General features: G+C 53.9%; 12 protein-coding genes. 4 read left to right on the forward strand and 8 right to left on the reverse strand.

The window, feature by feature from the left end; genetic code table 11:
* Positions 1 to 446 precede the first annotated feature (446 nt).
* Together VR863_RS07420 and VR863_RS07425 are read right to left on the reverse strand one after the other, a co-directional pair.
* Entirely contained in the window at positions 447 to 668 is a 222-nt protein-coding gene (locus VR863_RS07420; RefSeq protein ID WP_324827828.1) for a hypothetical protein, read from the reverse strand.
* Between the two features lie 309 nt (positions 669 to 977).
* The gene (locus VR863_RS07425) at positions 978 to 1,376 is read right to left on the reverse strand and encodes a single-stranded DNA-binding protein (RefSeq protein WP_324827829.1); all 399 of its coding nucleotides are present in this window, start codon (positions 1,374 to 1,376) and stop codon (positions 978 to 980) included.
* A 400-nt stretch (positions 1,377 to 1,776) separates the two neighbouring features.
* Between VR863_RS07425 and VR863_RS07430 the strand changes: the two genes are divergently transcribed.
* Genes VR863_RS07430 through VR863_RS07440 form a run of 3 tightly spaced genes read left to right on the forward strand, consistent with a single transcriptional unit; the run spans position 1,777 to position 7,461 of the window.
* A complete protein-coding gene (locus VR863_RS07430) occupies positions 1,777 to 5,268 on the forward strand; it encodes an AAA domain-containing protein (protein ID WP_324827830.1) in 3,492 nt (1,163 codons plus the stop codon).
* Positions 5,265 to 6,734 carry a hypothetical protein gene (locus VR863_RS07435; protein WP_324827831.1) on the forward strand — a complete coding sequence of 490 codons (1,470 nt, stop codon included), beginning with the start codon at positions 5,265 to 5,267 and terminating at the stop codon, positions 6,732 to 6,734. Before VR863_RS07430 ends, VR863_RS07435 begins: the two co-directional genes overlap by 4 nt.
* Complete coding sequence (locus tag VR863_RS07440) at positions 6,727 to 7,461, forward strand: PP2C family protein-serine/threonine phosphatase (protein ID WP_324827832.1); 735 nt, start codon at positions 6,727 to 6,729, stop codon at positions 7,459 to 7,461. Before VR863_RS07435 ends, VR863_RS07440 begins: the two co-directional genes overlap by 8 nt.
* 22 nt (positions 7,462 to 7,483) lie before the next feature.
* Here VR863_RS07440 and VR863_RS07445 read toward each other — a convergent pair whose 3' ends face one another.
* The 6 genes from VR863_RS07445 to VR863_RS07470 form a co-directional block, all read right to left on the reverse strand.
* Positions 7,484 to 9,811, reverse strand: coding sequence for a DEAD/DEAH box helicase family protein (locus VR863_RS07445; RefSeq protein ID WP_324827833.1), 2,328 nt, complete (start codon positions 9,809 to 9,811; stop codon positions 7,484 to 7,486).
* The gene (locus VR863_RS07450; protein WP_324827834.1) at positions 9,811 to 11,823 is read right to left on the reverse strand and encodes a site-specific DNA-methyltransferase; all 2,013 of its coding nucleotides are present in this window, start codon (positions 11,821 to 11,823) and stop codon (positions 9,811 to 9,813) included. The genes VR863_RS07445 and VR863_RS07450 overlap by 1 nt, the downstream gene beginning before the upstream one ends.
* Before the next feature lie 28 nt (positions 11,824 to 11,851).
* Positions 11,852 to 13,063: a site-specific integrase gene (locus tag VR863_RS07455; protein ID WP_324827835.1), complete on the reverse strand. Its 1,212-nt coding sequence runs from the start codon at positions 13,061 to 13,063 to the stop codon at positions 11,852 to 11,854.
* The gene (locus tag VR863_RS07460; protein WP_324827836.1) at positions 13,060 to 14,304 is read right to left on the reverse strand and encodes a tyrosine-type recombinase/integrase; all 1,245 of its coding nucleotides are present in this window, start codon (positions 14,302 to 14,304) and stop codon (positions 13,060 to 13,062) included. Before VR863_RS07460 ends, VR863_RS07455 begins: the two co-directional genes overlap by 4 nt.
* Positions 14,305 to 14,652: 348 nt before the next feature.
* Positions 14,653 to 14,874, reverse strand: coding sequence for a hypothetical protein (locus VR863_RS07465; RefSeq protein ID WP_324827837.1), 222 nt, complete (start codon positions 14,872 to 14,874; stop codon positions 14,653 to 14,655).
* Between the two features lie 799 nt (positions 14,875 to 15,673).
* On the reverse strand, positions 15,674 to 16,072 hold the full coding sequence (locus VR863_RS07470; RefSeq protein ID WP_324827838.1) for a single-stranded DNA-binding protein: 399 nt from the start codon (positions 16,070 to 16,072) through the stop codon (positions 15,674 to 15,676).
* A 472-nt stretch (positions 16,073 to 16,544) separates the two neighbouring features.
* Between VR863_RS07470 and VR863_RS07475 the strand changes: the two genes are divergently transcribed.
* Positions 16,545 to 17,531: a DNA-methyltransferase gene (locus VR863_RS07475; RefSeq protein ID WP_324827839.1), complete on the forward strand. Its 987-nt coding sequence runs from the start codon at positions 16,545 to 16,547 to the stop codon at positions 17,529 to 17,531.
* The last annotated feature ends 31 nt before the right edge of the window (positions 17,532 to 17,562 follow it).

The following is a 17,562-nucleotide window of genomic DNA, read 5'->3' on the forward strand; positions in this document are numbered from 1 at the left end:
CCGAGTCTCGCTCAATAGATTGATTTTACGTTCTTATTTTCGGAGCGAGAGCAAACGGGCGTTGCTGGGACAACACGAGATTTCAGTCCAAAATTGCTCTGGGCTACAAACTGGCCTTATATCGGCGGAAATCGTGGTCGGCTGGATGCGTTAGGTCAATCTCTACAAACCTCTCGAAACCAATCACAATTCACCCCGGATTGGTGTCGTCGCACCGGTTGTTAGGCGCCAACCTCCAAACCCATCAGGGTACGTTCGATCACGTCTTCGGTTTTATGGTGGGGACCAGATAGCATTCGCGAGACGCGGCGATGTCGGATGCGATGTGCGCTTTTGCACGTCCCTTTTCACAGAGGTTAGGGTTGGCAGATTGGTCAACCAATGCATCCCTGCGAACATGAAAAAAGGAGCAGGAACCGTTGCCGGTCCCTGCCCTGCTGGTGCGGTCAGAACTCGTCTAACATCGCTCCGTGGATGGTATGCACCACGCGCGCTGCAAGGTGCGCCGGAAGTGCATTGTAATCGCCCTCGTCAAGAGCAAGATATCCAAGCTCTTCGTCCTCGACGATGTGTTGATCGAAAAAGCTGTGCAGCGCCCGACGCTCTGCCACAGCCAGTGCAGCAAAGTAGCGATCCGAAGTCGAAGTGCGTTGAAGTTGCGTAGCCATAATAACCTCCTGATGTCTGCCGTTGACGGCAGGAGCAGGACGGATGGGCGTGCGGCTGGCGGGTCAGGGATCGCCCCAAAGGGCGACCGCGAAGCGGCGGTAGGGGTAACGATTTTGTCGGACCGGAGCGCAGCGAAGGGGAGGCAAAATGGGGGGACCCTGCCGTCCTTGACGCGCCGGTCGCACGGTCATCAGAATGGGACAACCGTGAGCCAGGCCCCTCCCCCGTCAGAGAGTTTGAACAACGCAGAAAAGGGCGCCGTCCGGCATGGACAGCGCCCCTCTGATGGAGATCGATGATGATGGATATCAGTCGATATCGGGAGCGTCGGTGTTGTCGTTGTCGTCACCCGAGCCGTTACCGCGGGAGAGAAAGTCGACCTTGTCGGCGAGGATCTCGGTGCCGTAGCGCGTAACCCCGTCCTTATCCTCCCATTGGGTGTAGTGGATGCGGCCCTGCACGCTGACCAGCTGGCCCTTGGAGCAGTACTGGCCGACGGTCTTGGCGAGGCCGTTGAAGCAGGTCACCCGGTGGAACTCGCTTTCCTTGGCGGTGTAGCCGTTCTCGTCCTTGTAGGTCTTGCCGTCCTTGTCGCGTGCCGGGCGATCGGTGACGACGGTAATCCCGGTGACATTGGTGCCGCCCTTGGTCTCGCGGGTGTCGGGTTCGCGGGCGATGCGGCCGGTGAGGATTGCGATATTGGTCATGGTTGTATTCCTTCAGTTCCTCAAACCGGAGACCATCTCCGGCTTGCGAACATCCAGAAGAAACAGGGCATGGGAGGACTGCACCGCAGGAGCGAAGCTCCAAGGGAAACCTGTTCATGACGGGTGGTGCGGGCAGGCGCGCGAAGCGCGACAACACGGCCGGCAAAGGAACGGGTTGCCGTCCTCAGCTGACCTGGTTCAGGACTGCTCGCGAACAAAGCCGGATGGGTATCGGGTGCGGGTCTGAAGGAAAAAATTCACTCAATTAGAAAGCGTAGTGCCACGATCCTACTGGCAGCTTAGGATCAGAAAGGGGCTAAATATTAAAACATATCATTTTCAACGGACTATTTCGGCCTCCGCCAAATGCAGCTAGCAGTCGAACCATGAGACGGAAAAATTGGGTTTCGCAGACAATCGACATGCTTCCCAATTCCGTATTGGAGAGGGCTTAAACAAGGTGAAAGTTCAAAACCAATCGCCGACGATCTTGGGCGATCGTTACACGCTTACCGAGGAGGTTAGGAAAGGAGCCCAAGCGACTGTCACTCAGGCGTTCGACGTTAAGAGAGCGTGTTTAGTAGCGATCAAACGAGTGAAATTCGGTCCCGACGACAAGCGAGCGCAAGCGGGCTTCCAGCGTGAAGTCGAATTGCTCCAAGAACTGGATCATCCGCACATAGTAGCCTTGCTGGATGTCGATCGTGACCCTGATGGCAACTGGTATCTCGTCCTAGATTGGATTCCGGACAATCTGGAGGATGTCATCAATGATGAAGGAGAAATGAGTTGGCCTGAATACTGGGAACGATTTGGCGAACCTCTGCTTGAGGCAATCGCCTATGCGCACAAAAGATCAATTGCTCATCGTGACATCAAACCGAAAAACATATTGGTCCGGGCCGATGGACAACCATTGCTCGCCGACTATGGGATTGCAAAACTGCTCGACAATGGTGGTTCGTGGGCGCCGGTCTCGGGCATAACGTTTAGGTTTGATCGCACACCCGGCTATACTCCTGCAAAGCCCGAAGAGGATCACGCGCTTACGCGCGACTGCTATGCATTCGCTGCTGTGTCCTTATCTTGCGTAACCGGACGGCCGTTTGAAAACGATGAGGATCTGCTATTAGCACTGGAAGAAGCCCCGCTCCCCGATACTGTTCGTGGCGTGTTGGAGCGATGCCTAAGCGAAATTCCAACAGAGCGCCCTCCTCTGGCTTCTGTTTTGCTCGAACAGCTCCGTCGTCATCAAGCCACAACGGATCACGAGCGGGAAAGTAGAAGCCAGCTTCATTTGCGGCTCAATCCAAAGACACAGGCGAACTTGAGAGGGCGCTTAGAGACAGACGACAACGCTCTGGTTGAAGCATTTGTCGCAGACGAACTGGGCGAGGTTTGCGGCATCATAGCAGTACCTACGCCTGAGAACGAACCCGATCAGTTGCAAATTGTGGGTGCGTCTTGGAGATTTGACGCCATGGTCGCTGGTAAGCGTGGTGAGCTGATCCACATTAAGCAGGCCAGTGAAATCGGCGCATCGTTAGCCGCGAGCATTCGCGAGTCCGCAGTTGTAAGAAATGTGAGCGTCCGATTTTCCCGACCAGATGACGAGAAAAAGGCAGCACAGGCAATCGGCTTGCTTCTTGCAGAGTCGGAAAATCTCTCAACGAAATTGGAAGAGGAACGCGCCGCACGTGCTTCCGAACGCATTTTCCGCGTCTGGCGCAGCTATCTCAAAGACAGGGCAGACCTCGAATCCAAACGCAGCAACGCGCTACGCTACGTGAGCCGCACCATAAGCAATGAGACAGTGGTCTTCACCACGGAAATTGCGCCGCCAGATGATATCGTCGGTCAGGATCGCATCGTTTACTGTTCGAATGGAAACGTCACTGGGCGAGTCATAGGGGCCACGTTCAATCTAGTAACCTTCGAAGTTTCGTATGGGGACAAGAAGTCGCTTCCCAGAAGAGGCGAACTAGCGATCAATACCATAGCCGCCCAGAAAGCGCTGAATCATCAGACTAAGGCTCTCAATGATGTCGTTTACGACCGCGCGGTTGAGAACTCACTCAAATCGATCATCCTGGATCCAGCTAGCGCAGAAATATGCGAATTGGTGGAGGACGTCGTTCCTACTGATCCCGAGTTCGACGATGAAAAGCTGAATATCTTGAAGAGGTCGCTGGGAATAAGGCACATTCAAGCGATCGAAGGACCGCCAGGCACGGGCAAAACCAAGCTTATTTCCGAGATCCTAGTTCAGTGGCTGCGGAGAAATCCAAAGGATCGGATACTACTTTCATCCCAAACTCATATCGCGCTCGACAACGTTTTGGAGCGCGTAACCGAACTCGAAGCTGACTTGGACGTGATACGCATAGGCCGGCCTGACGAGCCTAGAATTTCTGAAGCGAGCAAGGAATTACTTCTCGAGAAACGAGTTGAAGCTTGGATAGCCGAGGTCAAGCAATTGGCTGAGGCCGAAATGAGCCGGTGGGCAAAGGAACAGGGAGTAGATCGACAGGCGGTCTTGACCGGAATGAAGGTTGAGAGGCTTCTGAGCATTCGACGCGGACGCGACGAGGCGTTGCGATCAATCAACTCTCTGAGGGCGGAAAAGGATGCCATTCAAGGTGAGACTGCAGAGCACGATTCAATTGATGGTGACGAAGAAACATTAGAGGAGAGTACTCAGCTAGACAGCGAAATTGCCGAGCTTCGTCGCTTAAATTCTGACCTTAAGAGGCAAGAAACCAACCTTCTGGATGAGATGACCGCAATGGGCGGTTACGCCGCAGAGCTTGCAAACTCAAAAGATGAGCATGAGCTATCGGATTGGTCAAAGCACTTTTTGCACGGAGATGAAATCGTCGACGCGTGCCGACAACGCTTAGCATTGCTCGAAGAATGGCAGCTCCGTGTGGGAAGGTCGTCCGATTTTAACGCCGCAATGCTGTCCTCGGCCCAAATAATCGCGGGGACATGCGTAGGTATAGCTGGCGTAAGAGGGATGGAAGATGTTGCGTATGATCTCTGCATTGTAGACGAGGCGTCAAAAGCAACGGCAACTGAAATACTGATTCCTATGAGTAGGAGCCGTCGTTGGATCGTCGTTGGCGATCCCAAACAGCTTCCGCCTTTCTTCGATGAACTCGGCGAAGACCTCCTCGAGTCTTTCGAAGAACGGGAGGTTCGGGAAACGTTGTTGGATCGAATGCTGGATATCGAAAACGGTATCCCCGAAGGATGCCGAGCGAAGCTAAAAAATCAGTATCGCATGATCGAACCCATTGGCGAACTCGTGAGCGAATGCTTTTACGACAAGACGCTAAATAGTCCGGTAAAATCGCATGGTCTAAAGTTGGAACTCGCGTTACCTAAGCCTGTCACGTGGTTCTCAACCCATGAGCTACCGAACGCGCGAGAAACAAAGCAAGGGAACACATTCCTGAATCGAGCGGAAGTTTCAGTGGTCCGCGATCTGTTAGTAAACCTACAATTCGTGGCGAAGGCGCAAAAGCGCAGAATATCGGTTGCGATTATAGCAGGGTATACCGCTCAAGTTCAGCTCCTGAATGAGCAAATATCACAAGGTATCGCGGAATGGCCAGACTTAGACGTCATCTGCAACAGTGTGGATGCCTTTCAAGGGCGTCAGGCAGATATTTGCATCTATACGGTCGTCCGTTCGAACCCGCAGAACGAGTTGGGATTTCTTCGAGAACCCCCTCGGCTAAATGTTGCACTGTCGAGAGGCAAAAGCGCTCTTGTAATCGTGGGAGATCAGCTGTTCTGCCGATCGGCCAGGGGCACTAATCCATTTCAGAAGGTAATCGATCATATCGATACTCATGTTGAGACCTGCACGACGGTGACTGTACAATGAGGGCCGAAGATGTCGCTCGTGAAAACCAGTTTCGAGAGGGATTCCATCTCGTCGATTATGCTGAAGTCGGGTTGCCGATTTTTCGACTTACAATTGAGGCAATTACGACATCGATCCGCTCCATTCCAACCATTCACGAGTTTGCAATGCGTTGCATCCATCTCGGTGAGTCTCAAGAGCATCAGATTGGGAAGATGCTGGGTCTTAGCGAAGACATAGTCACAGGTGCGGTAGACTCTCTGGTTCTTGATGGCCTCGTGACGCGAACCGCGATCATCGATGGCCATAGCAACTTCGGCTTGACGCCGCTCGGTGAAGAAAGACTCGCCGAGGAATCGCAAGAAATAATTCAAGAGGAGATGATCGTCGTCGATTACGACGCAATGCGTCGGAAGCCAATCCGCTTGGCTGGGGAAAATGTATTGCGCGCCGCAGAATTGAGAGATTTTGGCGCAATCGAAATCCGTCCTTACCCAATCGAGCCCCCGCCCATTGACGAACTCGCAATACCTGAAGTCAGCAGAGTGATCCGCCGCCGCGACGGCCAAGATTTCCATCGTAACATCCTTGCCCTCAAGCAAGTGGTGCGTCGAAGTAACGTTTTTCGCGAAGCTGTTTGCTTGGTTTATGCTTCCGACAAGGGCAATGAAATCCAAGTCTCATTCGCCATTGATGGGCGTATCTTAGAAAGTCATGAGCGAGCGTTTGCCCAGAATGGTGGCCCAAAAAAGATGGGGTTTGTTAAAGCAGTTGGGAACCGGAGCTCTCAAGCCTGGCTGCGAAGGCTGATCGGGGGCGAAGTCATACAAGCGTTGCCGAGTCCTCAAACTTGGCAGGATTTGCGTTTGGAGGAGGCTGAAGCCCGCCGGCAAAAAAGGGTCGCCGAAGATGCATTGGAGAGCGCGCAGACTAACTCATCCCGAACCAGGGTAATGGCAGCTTTAGATGAGGCGAAAGAGCGATACGCTTTATCCCGGCATTCATTGGATGTCCTCCCGGCACGCCAGTTGTCATGCTTTGAACAAGATGAAATTCTGAGGGAGGCTATGAACGAGGCGAAGGCATCTTTAGTTGTAACAACCGCTGGCCTTCAGCCCACAATGCTTACGCAGCATGACCTACGCCAAATTGACAATCTGATGGCCATTAACACCTCTGTCCATATTGGTTCTTTCTTATCGCCTCAAACGGAACCTCGTGGCGGATCATACTTCGATCCTCTTTCTGAGCTGACTAAGCGACAAAAAACAGGCCTGCTAAAGCTGTACAAGACCCGCCAAAGCGCTTTCTTTTACCTAATCAAAGACGATGATCTTGCTGTAATCTCAAACAGACCATTTTTCGGCGAGGTTTCCCGTCGATCGAGCTTCCAGCGCGTGGTGGGCATTGTAATTCGAGATCGTCGTCGAGTTGCTGAGGTCAAAAAGCTCGCAGCCAAGGTATGTGGATTGTCAGCGAATGGTTAAAGTATTGAGGGTCTGGGCCGAGACGCATCCGGGGGCAGTGCGGCCGAATAACCAAGATTGTTTTGGCTTGCCGGGTTTCCAATCCCAATCTGCGAAAGACTCGTGCCAGCTTGAGATTAATTTGGAACGTGGTTGGGCGCTAGTTTCCGATGGGATGGGCGGACACCGTGCCGGCGCATACGCGAGCAAGGTTGCCGTTGAATTCATTTCGGAACGCCTTCCTGCTCTGCAAAATTCAGCCGATTTGCTTGGACTGCTAACTCTAGCGAATCATCACATTCACGAAGCAATGCTTTCCGGAGAAGGAGAACCCGGAATGGGGGCCACGGTCGTTGGTCTTTGGTTCGATATTGACTCCGTCAGTATATTCAACGTGGGAGATAGTCGTGCGTATATTTTACGTCGCGGCGAAATCTCGCAGATTAGCCTAGATCACACTCCAGAAAGTGGTTCGCAAACCGAACGCCGCAGTCACAGATTGACACAGTCTCTGGGAGGGACCTTTCATCGCCTCGATCCAATTCCCCACATAGCGTCTGTTCCGATAGGAGAAGTTGATTCGATATTGCTTTGCACAGACGGCTTGACCGACCTTGTAAACGACCAGCAAATTCTTTCTATCCTGGAAAGAGAGGGTGGTAACCCCGCCCAAAATTTAGTGGATTCAGCACTATCAGCTGGAGGAAGAGATAATATCACCGCCGTTTTTCTGCGACTCTCACAGTAGGAATATTATCTTCAGACTGGATTTAATTTACGTTTATTGCTTCTTCTACTGCCTCCTTCTCAGTCTCGATGTGATGCGACTTCAACCTTCCATTGGTCCATTTCCACACCGTAAATCCGCTATTTGAGCGCCTTTTTACCGTCCCGTTATCAATGACAACATGGCCTTCGGAAACTAGGCGTAGGACGACCCCCCGCCCTTTCCCCGCTCCATCAATCTCAAATAGCTTTGACGAAGTGGCCTCCACCAAGAGGTGATCGCCCTTCGTATCTAGCGCAACAACGGCTTTGTCGACCCAGACCAAAAAGTCCGGCCAATAGGCCCTTCCTTCGCTAAGCAAAGGCAATGAGTAGCCCGATCCAACGGGATTTCGCGCCCATAACCTTTGCGTTTTGTCCAACGCTCGTGCGAACCTGATCTCAAGAGAATTCATACCCGAATATCGAGGGTGTAGGGATCGCCTGAACTCTTCGAAGCTACCTACGTCAATTGCGATAGGTCCGACTTGGTAGGGGCTATCGATTTCATTCTGAAGAACGACCGAGTGTTCGACATAAGCTGAGACCACCTCTCGAGCCTTTTCGCGGAAATGTTGAGCCGCTGGCGAACCTATTTCAATGAGCACATCAAATTTCGGATGTTCAATATCGACCAGGTTAATTGGTCCACCAGCGCGCCTGAGCCCTCCAGGATAACATTGTTGGATTTCCTTTCGGAAGACAGAGCGCGCAGACACACGATTGCTATGTGCAACCTCCACCCATTCAAATTGAGTCTCAGTATCCTGCCCAACACGTTGCAGGACCTGCATCCTGCTCCCCTGCCCCACGATGCTGTGATTGTTTCCGCGAAAATCTATGATGCTCGCCACGACGCTGGAGATAGGATTTAAGGCCCGGCTGCTCTCGATGCCGACAGTAGGAACCGTTCGCGACGGATTAGCTTCGATCCGATCACGGATCGCTCGAGCCTTATCGTCCTTGATGACGAGCGCAATCGAGGGGTGTTCTGACGACAGGTCTCGTCGTATCTCATTCAAAATATCATCGAACACACCTTTTTCGTCCGTGCGGATGTGAAAATGAGCGGTGTTTAGGATAGGATCAGGATAATGTTCCGCACCTGGCTGTCGCAGCACCCGGCCAACCACCTGTGTTATCTGTCTGGCCGATGCCATCTCCTTGTCGATGTACGCAAAAGCGCACGCTGGATCATCCCAGCCTTCTTGCAATCCCAAATTAAAAATAACGTGACGAAAGTTCCCTTCAATGAAACGAGAATAATCTCTTTCCCCTCCATCAAAGAGATTCATCTCAGCGGGGCGAGGGCATTCTTTCGAAAATTTCAGCTGACAATAAACTGCAATTTCAGATGGTGGGATCTTGGCCACTTCGACTAAATGACGCCAGATCAGGATCGGTCTTGCTTGGCGCTCGTCAAACGGACGCTTCATATCCTCAGTGATAGACATTCCATCAACTGTATTGGTCGAGCAGACATAAATCGCTTTGGGCGAGAACGTTAAATTCAGAGCCTTCGCTGCATCCTTCGCCAATTCAAAATCGTGCAGCAGGTTGTCGATCGCCGGCTCCATGGGAGTGATATAACCATCGATCGAGATACGCTCCTTCACGAGACCGGACAAAACGACCTCGCGGCTTGATACCGCGGTAGAAAAATCGGCCTCATCCCAGCCCTTGTCGTTTCTCAGGCGACTCATGACGTTGCTAATTCTCGGCGGAAGCATCATCGTAGCGCTAGCAACGATGAGAGCGTCAGGAGCCAACTCAAGTATCCTCTCTGATTGAAGATCAGAAAGGTTATGCCCTTCGTCATAGACGACGATTAAAGGGCGCCTTTGGCCCTGGGGAGTTCGGCGTTTCTTAATTTGCTCCCACAAAGACTCATGGGCGAGATCTAACTGGGCTCGATAAACTTTCCTGTCATCGGCTGCAGCATCTTCGACTGCAAATTTTCCGACAGTGGCAACTAGCAGGAGTGGGACGTCCGCATTCTGTATCTGGTCTGAGCTTGCTTCTAGTAATGGTAGCACCTGAAAATTCGATAAGTTGTCAGCATACTTGCCGACCGAGAGATTCTCATAGGTTTGTGAAACAACGACCTTTCCCTTGGATATCCAAAGAACGACAGGCGCCAGGGGCATTCCATCTCGCATACGCGCGACAGTATCCGCGAGCATCAGAGTCTTTCCGCTCCCGGTGATCGCCACCAAAGTTTGCAAAAAGGGAACCGGAGTTGTGCGGTCCACCATAAGAGGATTTTCTACGTATGAAAAAAATCGATCTGCAATCTGACCAGCCGCACGTTGCTGAAAGCCGAGCAAGTCCATTAGGCTGGTTCATCCTCATTGTTATATTGATCGTGCTCATTAAGGCCGAGGTCAGCGAGAATCTTATCAGGTATTTTCCAGAATCGAACGTTGGGTGACTGATACATTTCATACCGCGCATAAGCGTGAAACGGCGGCTTCACATTTGCCTTCTTGGCTTCTTGGGCAACTCGCTTGTAGGTATCAAGAGTCAAGGATCCTACTGGACCACCATTATCCCAAATCAAGAAGTAGCCCTCCCCATTTTCGTCTTTGCCAATGAGGTATTGATCGGCCTCACCTTCTAACAGTTGGAGGCTTGGCGCAGCCCGCTTGTGAGTTTCCCAATGAGACGTGAGCACCACGTCGATCAGCTCATCTTTCTGCATCGACAAAACAGTTCGCGCGTCGATTGTCTTCGTCAGAAGTCGATACTCAAATCCTCCGCCGAGCGGTGTCGCGTCTTTGTTTCCTGGCCTTTCTCCTGTGATGACGTTGTGAAGGCGTTGCCAAGTCAGTGTCCTCGCATATTTATCGCCGTTCTCCGGCGCGCCTTGCTCCACAAGGATGAAGCGCCTTGTTGATCCTGTTTCATGGTTCAGTTTGAGAACCGCGTGCCCTGTCGTTCCGGAACCGGCGTAAGGATCGAGCACCAAACCGTTTGGCGGACACCAAATCTGGATGATCTTTGTAATCAATTTAAGGGGCTTCACCGTCTGAAACCCATGCCCCTTTCCTACAATGGCATCTAATTCGTTGATGCCTGACTGAGAATGACCAGATTGCCCATGCTGCCATGAGACCGAGCCAATTTCGATAGGTGCCTCGTAGCTTTCGTCAGCCCAAAATGTCCACGGCACCTTGCCTTGAGAAATGCTATCCAGGTGGCGTTTGATTGCAGGCCTCCCTGCACCAGGATTTTTCTGCCTATCATCAGAGAATACAATCCTTGGCAAAACCCGACGCTTGTCGTTACCAGCCTCAAGTATTTCTAGCGCTCGTGTTTTCGCCTGCTGCACAGCCACGTCATCTGCAGGGCTGTAGTCTGAAAGAGCTACATCACTACCGCGAAGGATGAGCGCTTTACCGCGCCCATCCCCAATATCTTTTTCACAATATGGACTGCCCCATTCTTCCAAAATTGATCGGAATTCCTTCTTGGTCAAACCTGACCAGTGGCGGGTAGGAACGCTTACATCACCCCCGAATTCGAACTCAGCCTCTGGATAATGCAGCTTGCCCGTGAAGGGTGATTGTATCGCATAAATGGTACGGTCGCGTTTATCCTTGGCGGCAAGATCTCCAGGTCTCCAGGGTCCAGCGGGATCTCCATCTCGATCTGTGAATCTGGCGTTCATCTGATCGTCACGTTCGAGGTGTTCGGTTTTAGCTAGCGCCTGATCTTTGGCATAAACGAGTACGTATTCGGTAGCGCTGGCGACATGATTGGCTTTCTTCGGCGAATAGGTTTTCTGCCAGTTCAAGATCGCCAGGCGGTTCTTTTCGCCAAACACCTCATCAAGCATCATTCCCAGATGGAAGAGCTCATTATCGTCAATACAAATCGCTAGGACACCTGAAGGCTTCAGCATGGCTTTCATGATTTGAAGCCGCGGCATCATCGTCTTAATCCATTTTGTATGACGCGAACCATCCTCACTTGAAACGATTGTCCCTAGCTCTGGATCGTTTGGGTCTTTGTCCCAACGGTCATTATAACGAAAGTATTGCCCGGTGTTGTAAGGCGGATCGGTAACTATTAGGTCGACCTGTCCACGGTATTTGTAGAGCGTAACCATCGCTTGAAGGTTCTCACCTTCGATCAACATATTCTTTGATTGCTCTTCAGGGCTACCGACATGAAGGCGCGGTTCGCGTCGGGTCTGCCGGGGCCTAACCCTCTTGGCGATCTGCAAAGCCGATCGCTTACCGTGGAAGTTTAGCGCGACGCCAGTCTGCATCATGCTCTTCGCGAGTCGCTCTAGTTCCTCTCTCGATAGCTTTGACAGCTCGGCATCTACGTCAAATTCCATTGATCCGCCTCAATTCCCGCGTATATGTTCACGACTTGTTCCATATCGACGTCACGTTCTCCGCGCAAGATGCATGGGGACGGCCGCCGAGACTCTGAGCGAGCGTATTACCAATTTTCTCTGTCACACCAACAAGGGTGATGTCATCGAAGTGAGCGTATCGAGATGTTGAAGAGGAGTGCTTGTGGCCGAGTAGGTTCCCAATCATCGGCAAAGTTTCCGAAGAACGCGCCGCCAGGCTGGCAAAGTTGTGCCTAAGGTCGTGCAACCGCACATCGTCCAGTCCGGCTTCGGTCCGCAATCTCCGCCAAAACCAGTCCAAAGCCGATCTCGGCAGAACGTCGAACTTGAAAACGCGTTCGTCCCTCTTTCCGCGCGTGAATGCGTCGAGCACCAACCTCGCCTCCTGACCGAGCCAGACAATGCGCGGGCCGGTCTTCGAGTCTTTGAGTTTCAGCTTTCGGCCTTGCACCTCGCCCCAAGTGAGGTTCAGGATCTCGCCGCGCCGACAACCTGTGAGCGCGAGGAGCAAGATCACCGCGACTTCGACGGTGTTCTCAGGGCGATTGGCGGCCAGCGCTCGCCCGAGCCGGGCCATCTCGTCGTGGTTCAGGAAGCGCTCGATCTTGCGTGCTCTGTTGCGTTTCACACCGCGAAACGGATTTGAATGCTCAGGCAGATAGCCCCACGCCTCGGCCTTGCCGAACATGGCTTTAAGGATTTCCATGGCGCGGTTGGCAGCGCCTGGGCCTGCTGATCGCGTGAGCTCAGCATGCCACCGAACCGCATCGCCGTGGCTGATCTCGTCAATGAACTTCCCTGGAAACGCATGATCGAGGTGGGTCCGTCGGTAGATATTCTGGATCTCGCGTGTCGATGGCTTCCAAGTCGGCGCGGCGACCTCCCAGTACGATTGCAGAAAGGCCGAATAAGTCGGCGTCTTGCGCGCGCGCTGCTTCTTGTCGGCAGGGTTCTCGCCAAGCTCGATGCGCAGGATAAGGCGCCGGGCGACATCCTTGGCAATGCGCTCCGTAAGAATGGCGGCATCGCCTATAGTGATCAGCCGTTGCTTGCCGCCCATCGTGCGCTGCAGGACATAGCTCTTGCGGCCCGATCGATGGATTCGCTCACCAAAGCCGGGAAGCACATAGTCAAATCTCGAGCGACGTTTGCCAGCCTCGCCCGGTATGACCCGCGCAAGCTCTTCTGCAATGATCTGCCTGAGGTCGTACTGGGTCATGCGGCGATCCCTATTGCACTGGCGAGACTGGAGCAGATGCGATCGGCGCTTTCCGCGATCACTTCGTCGGCTAGGTGCGCATATCGCGCAGTCGTTTCCGGAAGCGCATGTCCAAGTAGCTTGCCGATAGTCGCCAATGGAATGTGCTGAGCGATGGCGACCGAGGCAAAGCTGTGGCGCAGATCGTGGAGCCGCACGTCGGGCAACGCAGCCTTGCGCCTGATGCGATCCCAGTACTGGCCGAGGTTGATCGGGGCTTCGCGACGTATGGCAGGAAAGACCAGCAGCTCATCGGCGCGACGTTCCAGTCCATCAAGCACAGCGATTGCTTGCCGGTTAAGATAGATCGTCTTTGGGCCGGTCTTGCTGTCCGGCAATTGCAGCCGTGGCGGTTGGACATATCGCCAACGCAAGGTCGCAATCTCGGACACCCGCGCGCCAGTATAGATGAGCATGAGCAAGGCCGGAACGACGAACGGATTGACACCATCGTGTTCGGCCAGAACGCGCCCCAGCCTGCGATATTCAGAGGCGGAGAGGTAGCGCTCGGGTAGATCGCGCTTGAAGCGCGAGACACCGCGGCACGGGTTGGTGTTCTTCGCCCGGTAGCCGAGCTTTTCGGCATACTGCATCATCACCGACATGATAGGGATAGCGCGGTTGAAGGTGCCTCCCCGCTCAGCCATGCTGTCGCGCCATCGGTTGATGTCTCCGCGTTCGATCATATCGACCGGCAGGTCACCGAACCTTGGCACGAGCAACTGATCGATGCGCGAACGCGACGATCGCTGCGTCGCTGGTTTCCAATGCGGCGAATAATCCTGCCAGAACTCTTCGGCATAATCAGCGAACAGTGGCACTCGTCTCCTCTCGGGCGCGATCGGGAGGTCGGCAAGCGTGGCCTTGATGAGCAAACTGCGCGCGGCAGCGCGCGCGGCGGGCGCGCTCAGCGCACCTGCTGCCATTCCCGCGCATCCAAGCGTCACCATGCGCTGCACACCTCGCGGGCAATGCTTGACTATCCATGTCAGGTGTCCCGATTTCCGTTTGCGAAGTCCGAAGCCGGGAAGTTCGGTGTCCCACGTAATACCGATGGGAAGCGACTTGCGACGAGCGATATGGCCAGTCAGTTTCACTCTGAACGATGGCCTGCGAGGGGCTATGACTGAGCCTTGGCTACTATGCGATCGCTCCAGTGTTGCCGAAACTGAACGTATTGATTTATCGTGCTTATCTTTCATTCATGCAGCTTAGGCTGCGTACGGTGTGCACGAAGTTGTTCCCCAATTGTACATGGTCTGATCCAACACCGCCCCGACCGCTCAATGTCGGCAAAGGCACTGTATTCAGGCAGATTTCCTAGCCCAAACCGGGCTTGAGGGGAAGAGGAAAGGGTGCAGGTTTGTTCTCGCTGGGGAACAGTTTGGTAACAGATAGCCATCTTGTTAAGGCAAATTGCGCTGGCCTTTTTGGCATTGCTTGGCGAGCAGGTGGTGCACTCGCAAAGCGCCATTTCACTGCACAAGCTTCAATCCTGCGAACAAGAAAAAAGGCAGGAACCGTTGCCGGTCCCTGCCTCGCAAGTGCGGTCAGAACTCGTCTGACATTGCCCCATGCACCGTATGCACCACGCGCGCTGCAAGGTGCGCCGGAAGTGCGTTGTAGTCGCCCTCGTCCAGGGCAAAATATCCCAAGCCATTGTCCTCGACGATATGCTGATCGAAGAAGCTGTGCAGAGCCCGACGCTCTGCCACAGCCAGCGCGGCAAAGTAGCGATCCGAAGACGAAGGACGTTGAAATTGCGTAGCCATGATATCCTCCTGATGTCTGCCGTTGACGGCAGGAGCAGGACGGATGGGCGTGCGGCCGGCGGGTCAGGGATCGCCCGAGTGGGCGACCGCGAAGCGGCGGTAGGGGAAACGATTTTGTCGGACCGCAGCGCAGCGAAGGGGAGGCAAAATGGTGGGACCCTGCCGTCCTTGACGCGCCGGTTGCGCGGCCATCAGAATGAGACAACCGTGAGCCAGGCCCCCTCCCCTACGGTCCCGAGCTAGATTGCTGCCGAGACCTTCTGCGCTACCTCTGTTAGCGTCGCCTGAAGCCGATTGATCTCCGATAGGCTGGTACCGCTGGGCACGTATCGCGTCACAAGGAATTCGCGCGACAGCGACATGGAGTGCAAGTGTTCGCGTGTCCGTTTCCTAAGCACTAGACCACGATCGACAGCGAGGTCCGACCTTGCCGCGAGGTTGTGCTGGAGCCCCCGGACCTGACCCGCGCTGTGACCCGATTGGAGAAGGAATGCGTTCAAGTACAGTTCGACCGCATGGATCGCGACCATGCGAAACGGTGCCCGCGACCTCGGCTCTCTAGGTCGTCCATTCTGGACGAGAAGCTGGGCTGCGAACCGATACTCATCGGCAAGAGCCACAACCTCAGCAGGCGTTGCAGCCTCTCCCGGGTAAAAGGCTATCGCTTGGTCATTCATGGCATTCTTCGTAGCACCGCTTTTGCAAACGATTACTGAAAGATCCCCGGGTTTTCATACGCCACAAAGGGGCCCTGTCCGAATGGACAGGACCCCTTCGGGAGCGAGATCGACGGGAGAGTTCAGTCGATCTCGGGAGCGTCGGTGTTGTCGTTATCGTCACCCGAGCCGTTACCGCGGGAGAGGAAGTCGACCTTGTCCGCGAGGATCTCCGTGCCGTAGCGCGTGACCCCGTCCTTGTCCTCCCACTGGGTATAGTGGATGCGGCCCTGGACGCTGACCAGCTGACCCTTGGAGCAGTACTGCCCGACGGTCTTGGCGAGGCCGTTGAAGCAGGTCACCCGGTGGAACTCGCTTTCCTTGGCGGTGTAGCCGTTCTCGTCCTTAAAGGTCTTGCCGTCCTTGTCGCGTGCGGGGCGATCGGTGACGACGGTGATCCCGGTAACGTTGGTGCCGCCCTTGGTCTCGCGGGTGTCGGGATCGCGAGCGATGCGGCCGGTGAGGATTGCGATATTGGTCATGGTGTAAGTCCTTCGGTTCCTCAAACCGGAGACCATCTCCGGCTTGCGAACTTGCCAAAGAAGCAGGGCATGAGAGGACTGCACCGCAGGAGCGAAGCTCCAAGGGGAACTTGTTCATGACGGGTGGTGCGGGCAGGCGCGCGAAGCGCGACAACACGGCCGGCAAAGGAACGGGTTGCCGTCCTCAGCTGACCTGGTTCAGGACTGTTCGCGAAGAAAGCCGGATGGGTATCAGGTTCGGGTCTGATGGTGCCGGCGACGTAGTGCTCGTGGCAAAAGTTTTGAAGGCAAGCGTCGGTTGCGGAAAGCAAATTTTAGATTATTGGTGTTCCGATAGGGCGGAAAGATGAGGTCGATCCGAAAACGTAGAGCATCGCGGAACATGCGATGTGAATTTTGCAGTAAATGGCGGTGCGTTTGCAAGAAAAGAACGCGACTATCCGCCGCGAGAGAGCGATTGGGGCATGTTGCCGTGAAGGCGCGAAAAAAAGATTCAGTGACCGCTCGCAAGAAGCCTGCCACGCAGAATGCATACACGACAGAGATGGGCATCATGCTCCACAGCAAGATCGAGGATGCCTTCGATTCCTCATATCTGCGCAAGCAGCGGGGCAACGTGAACCTAATTGTCACTTCGCCACCCTTCCCCCTTGTGCGTAAGAAGCGTTACGGAAACGAGACAGGTGAAGCTTATCTACGCTGGATAGAATCACTGGCTCAACCCCTCACCGATATGCTCACCGATGATGGTTCCATAGTCATCGAAATTGGCAACGCTTGGGAGCAAGGTGCGCCCATTATGTCCACACTCCCGCTCGAAGCTTTGATGGCGTTCAAGCGAGCCGCAAATCTAAATCTCTGTCAGCATGTCATCTGCCACAATCCCGCGAGGCTTCCCAGCCCAGCCGCATGGGTAAACTTGAAGCGAGCTCGACTCAAAGATTCATTCACGCATGTTTGGTGGCTGTCGAAAGCTGAGTTCCCCAAGGCGGACAACCGACGGGTCCTAAATCCCTACAGCAAGGACATGAAGAAGCTGCTGAAGCGACAGTCCTATAATGCAGGAACGAGACCATCTGGCCACGTGATCTCCAAAACAGGTTTTCTTAAAGATCATGGCGGCTCAATAGGACCAAACGTACTTGATCTTACTGGCGAACACTATCCCGAGGCTTTGCTAAAGTACACCGGAACAGGTTGGGACGCAGGTTATCGCAGGTACTGTAAAGATAACGAACTTCCGAGCCACCCGGCCAGAATGCAACCAGCCTTATCAGCATTTTTTATCGAATTTTTGACCGATGAGAATGACCTTGTGTTTGATCCTTTTGGGGGCTCAAACACGACCGGCAGTGTGGCCGAGAGCTTGGGGCGCCGCTGGATTTCAGTAGAAGCCGATGCAAACTATGTGGAAGGCTCTAAAGGGCGGTTCATGGACCTGATTGGGCAAGGCGGATGAACGATTGCCCTTCGACTTTCAGGATGCGACG

Source organism: Qipengyuania zhejiangensis, assembly GCF_035607565.1.
In the GTDB taxonomy this organism is placed as follows: Bacteria; Pseudomonadota; Alphaproteobacteria; order Sphingomonadales; family Sphingomonadaceae; genus Qipengyuania; species Qipengyuania zhejiangensis.

Bases quoted from the DNA above. Each gene is read 5' to 3' on its own strand.
- VR863_RS07420 (WP_324827828.1), bottom strand. From the start codon at position 668: ATGGCTACGCAACTTCAACGCACTTCGACTTCGGATCGCTACTTTGCT.
- VR863_RS07425 (WP_324827829.1), bottom strand. From the start codon at position 1,376: ATGACCAATATCGCAATCCTCACCGGCCGCATCGCCCGCGAACCCGAC.
- VR863_RS07435 (WP_324827831.1), top strand. From the start codon at position 5,265: ATGAGGGCCGAAGATGTCGCTCGTGAAAACCAGTTTCGAGAGGGATTC.
- VR863_RS07440 (WP_324827832.1), top strand. From the start codon at position 6,727: ATGGTTAAAGTATTGAGGGTCTGGGCCGAGACGCATCCGGGGGCAGTG.
- VR863_RS07445 (WP_324827833.1), bottom strand. From the start codon at position 9,811: ATGGACTTGCTCGGCTTTCAGCAACGTGCGGCTGGTCAGATTGCAGAT.
- VR863_RS07450 (WP_324827834.1), bottom strand. From the start codon at position 11,823: ATGGAATTTGACGTAGATGCCGAGCTGTCAAAGCTATCGAGAGAGGAA.
- VR863_RS07455 (WP_324827835.1), bottom strand. From the start codon at position 13,063: ATGACCCAGTACGACCTCAGGCAGATCATTGCAGAAGAGCTTGCGCGG.
- VR863_RS07460 (WP_324827836.1), bottom strand. From the start codon at position 14,304: ATGAAAGATAAGCACGATAAATCAATACGTTCAGTTTCGGCAACACTG.
- VR863_RS07465 (WP_324827837.1), bottom strand. From the start codon at position 14,874: ATGGCTACGCAATTTCAACGTCCTTCGTCTTCGGATCGCTACTTTGCC.
- VR863_RS07470 (WP_324827838.1), bottom strand. From the start codon at position 16,072: ATGACCAATATCGCAATCCTCACCGGCCGCATCGCTCGCGATCCCGAC.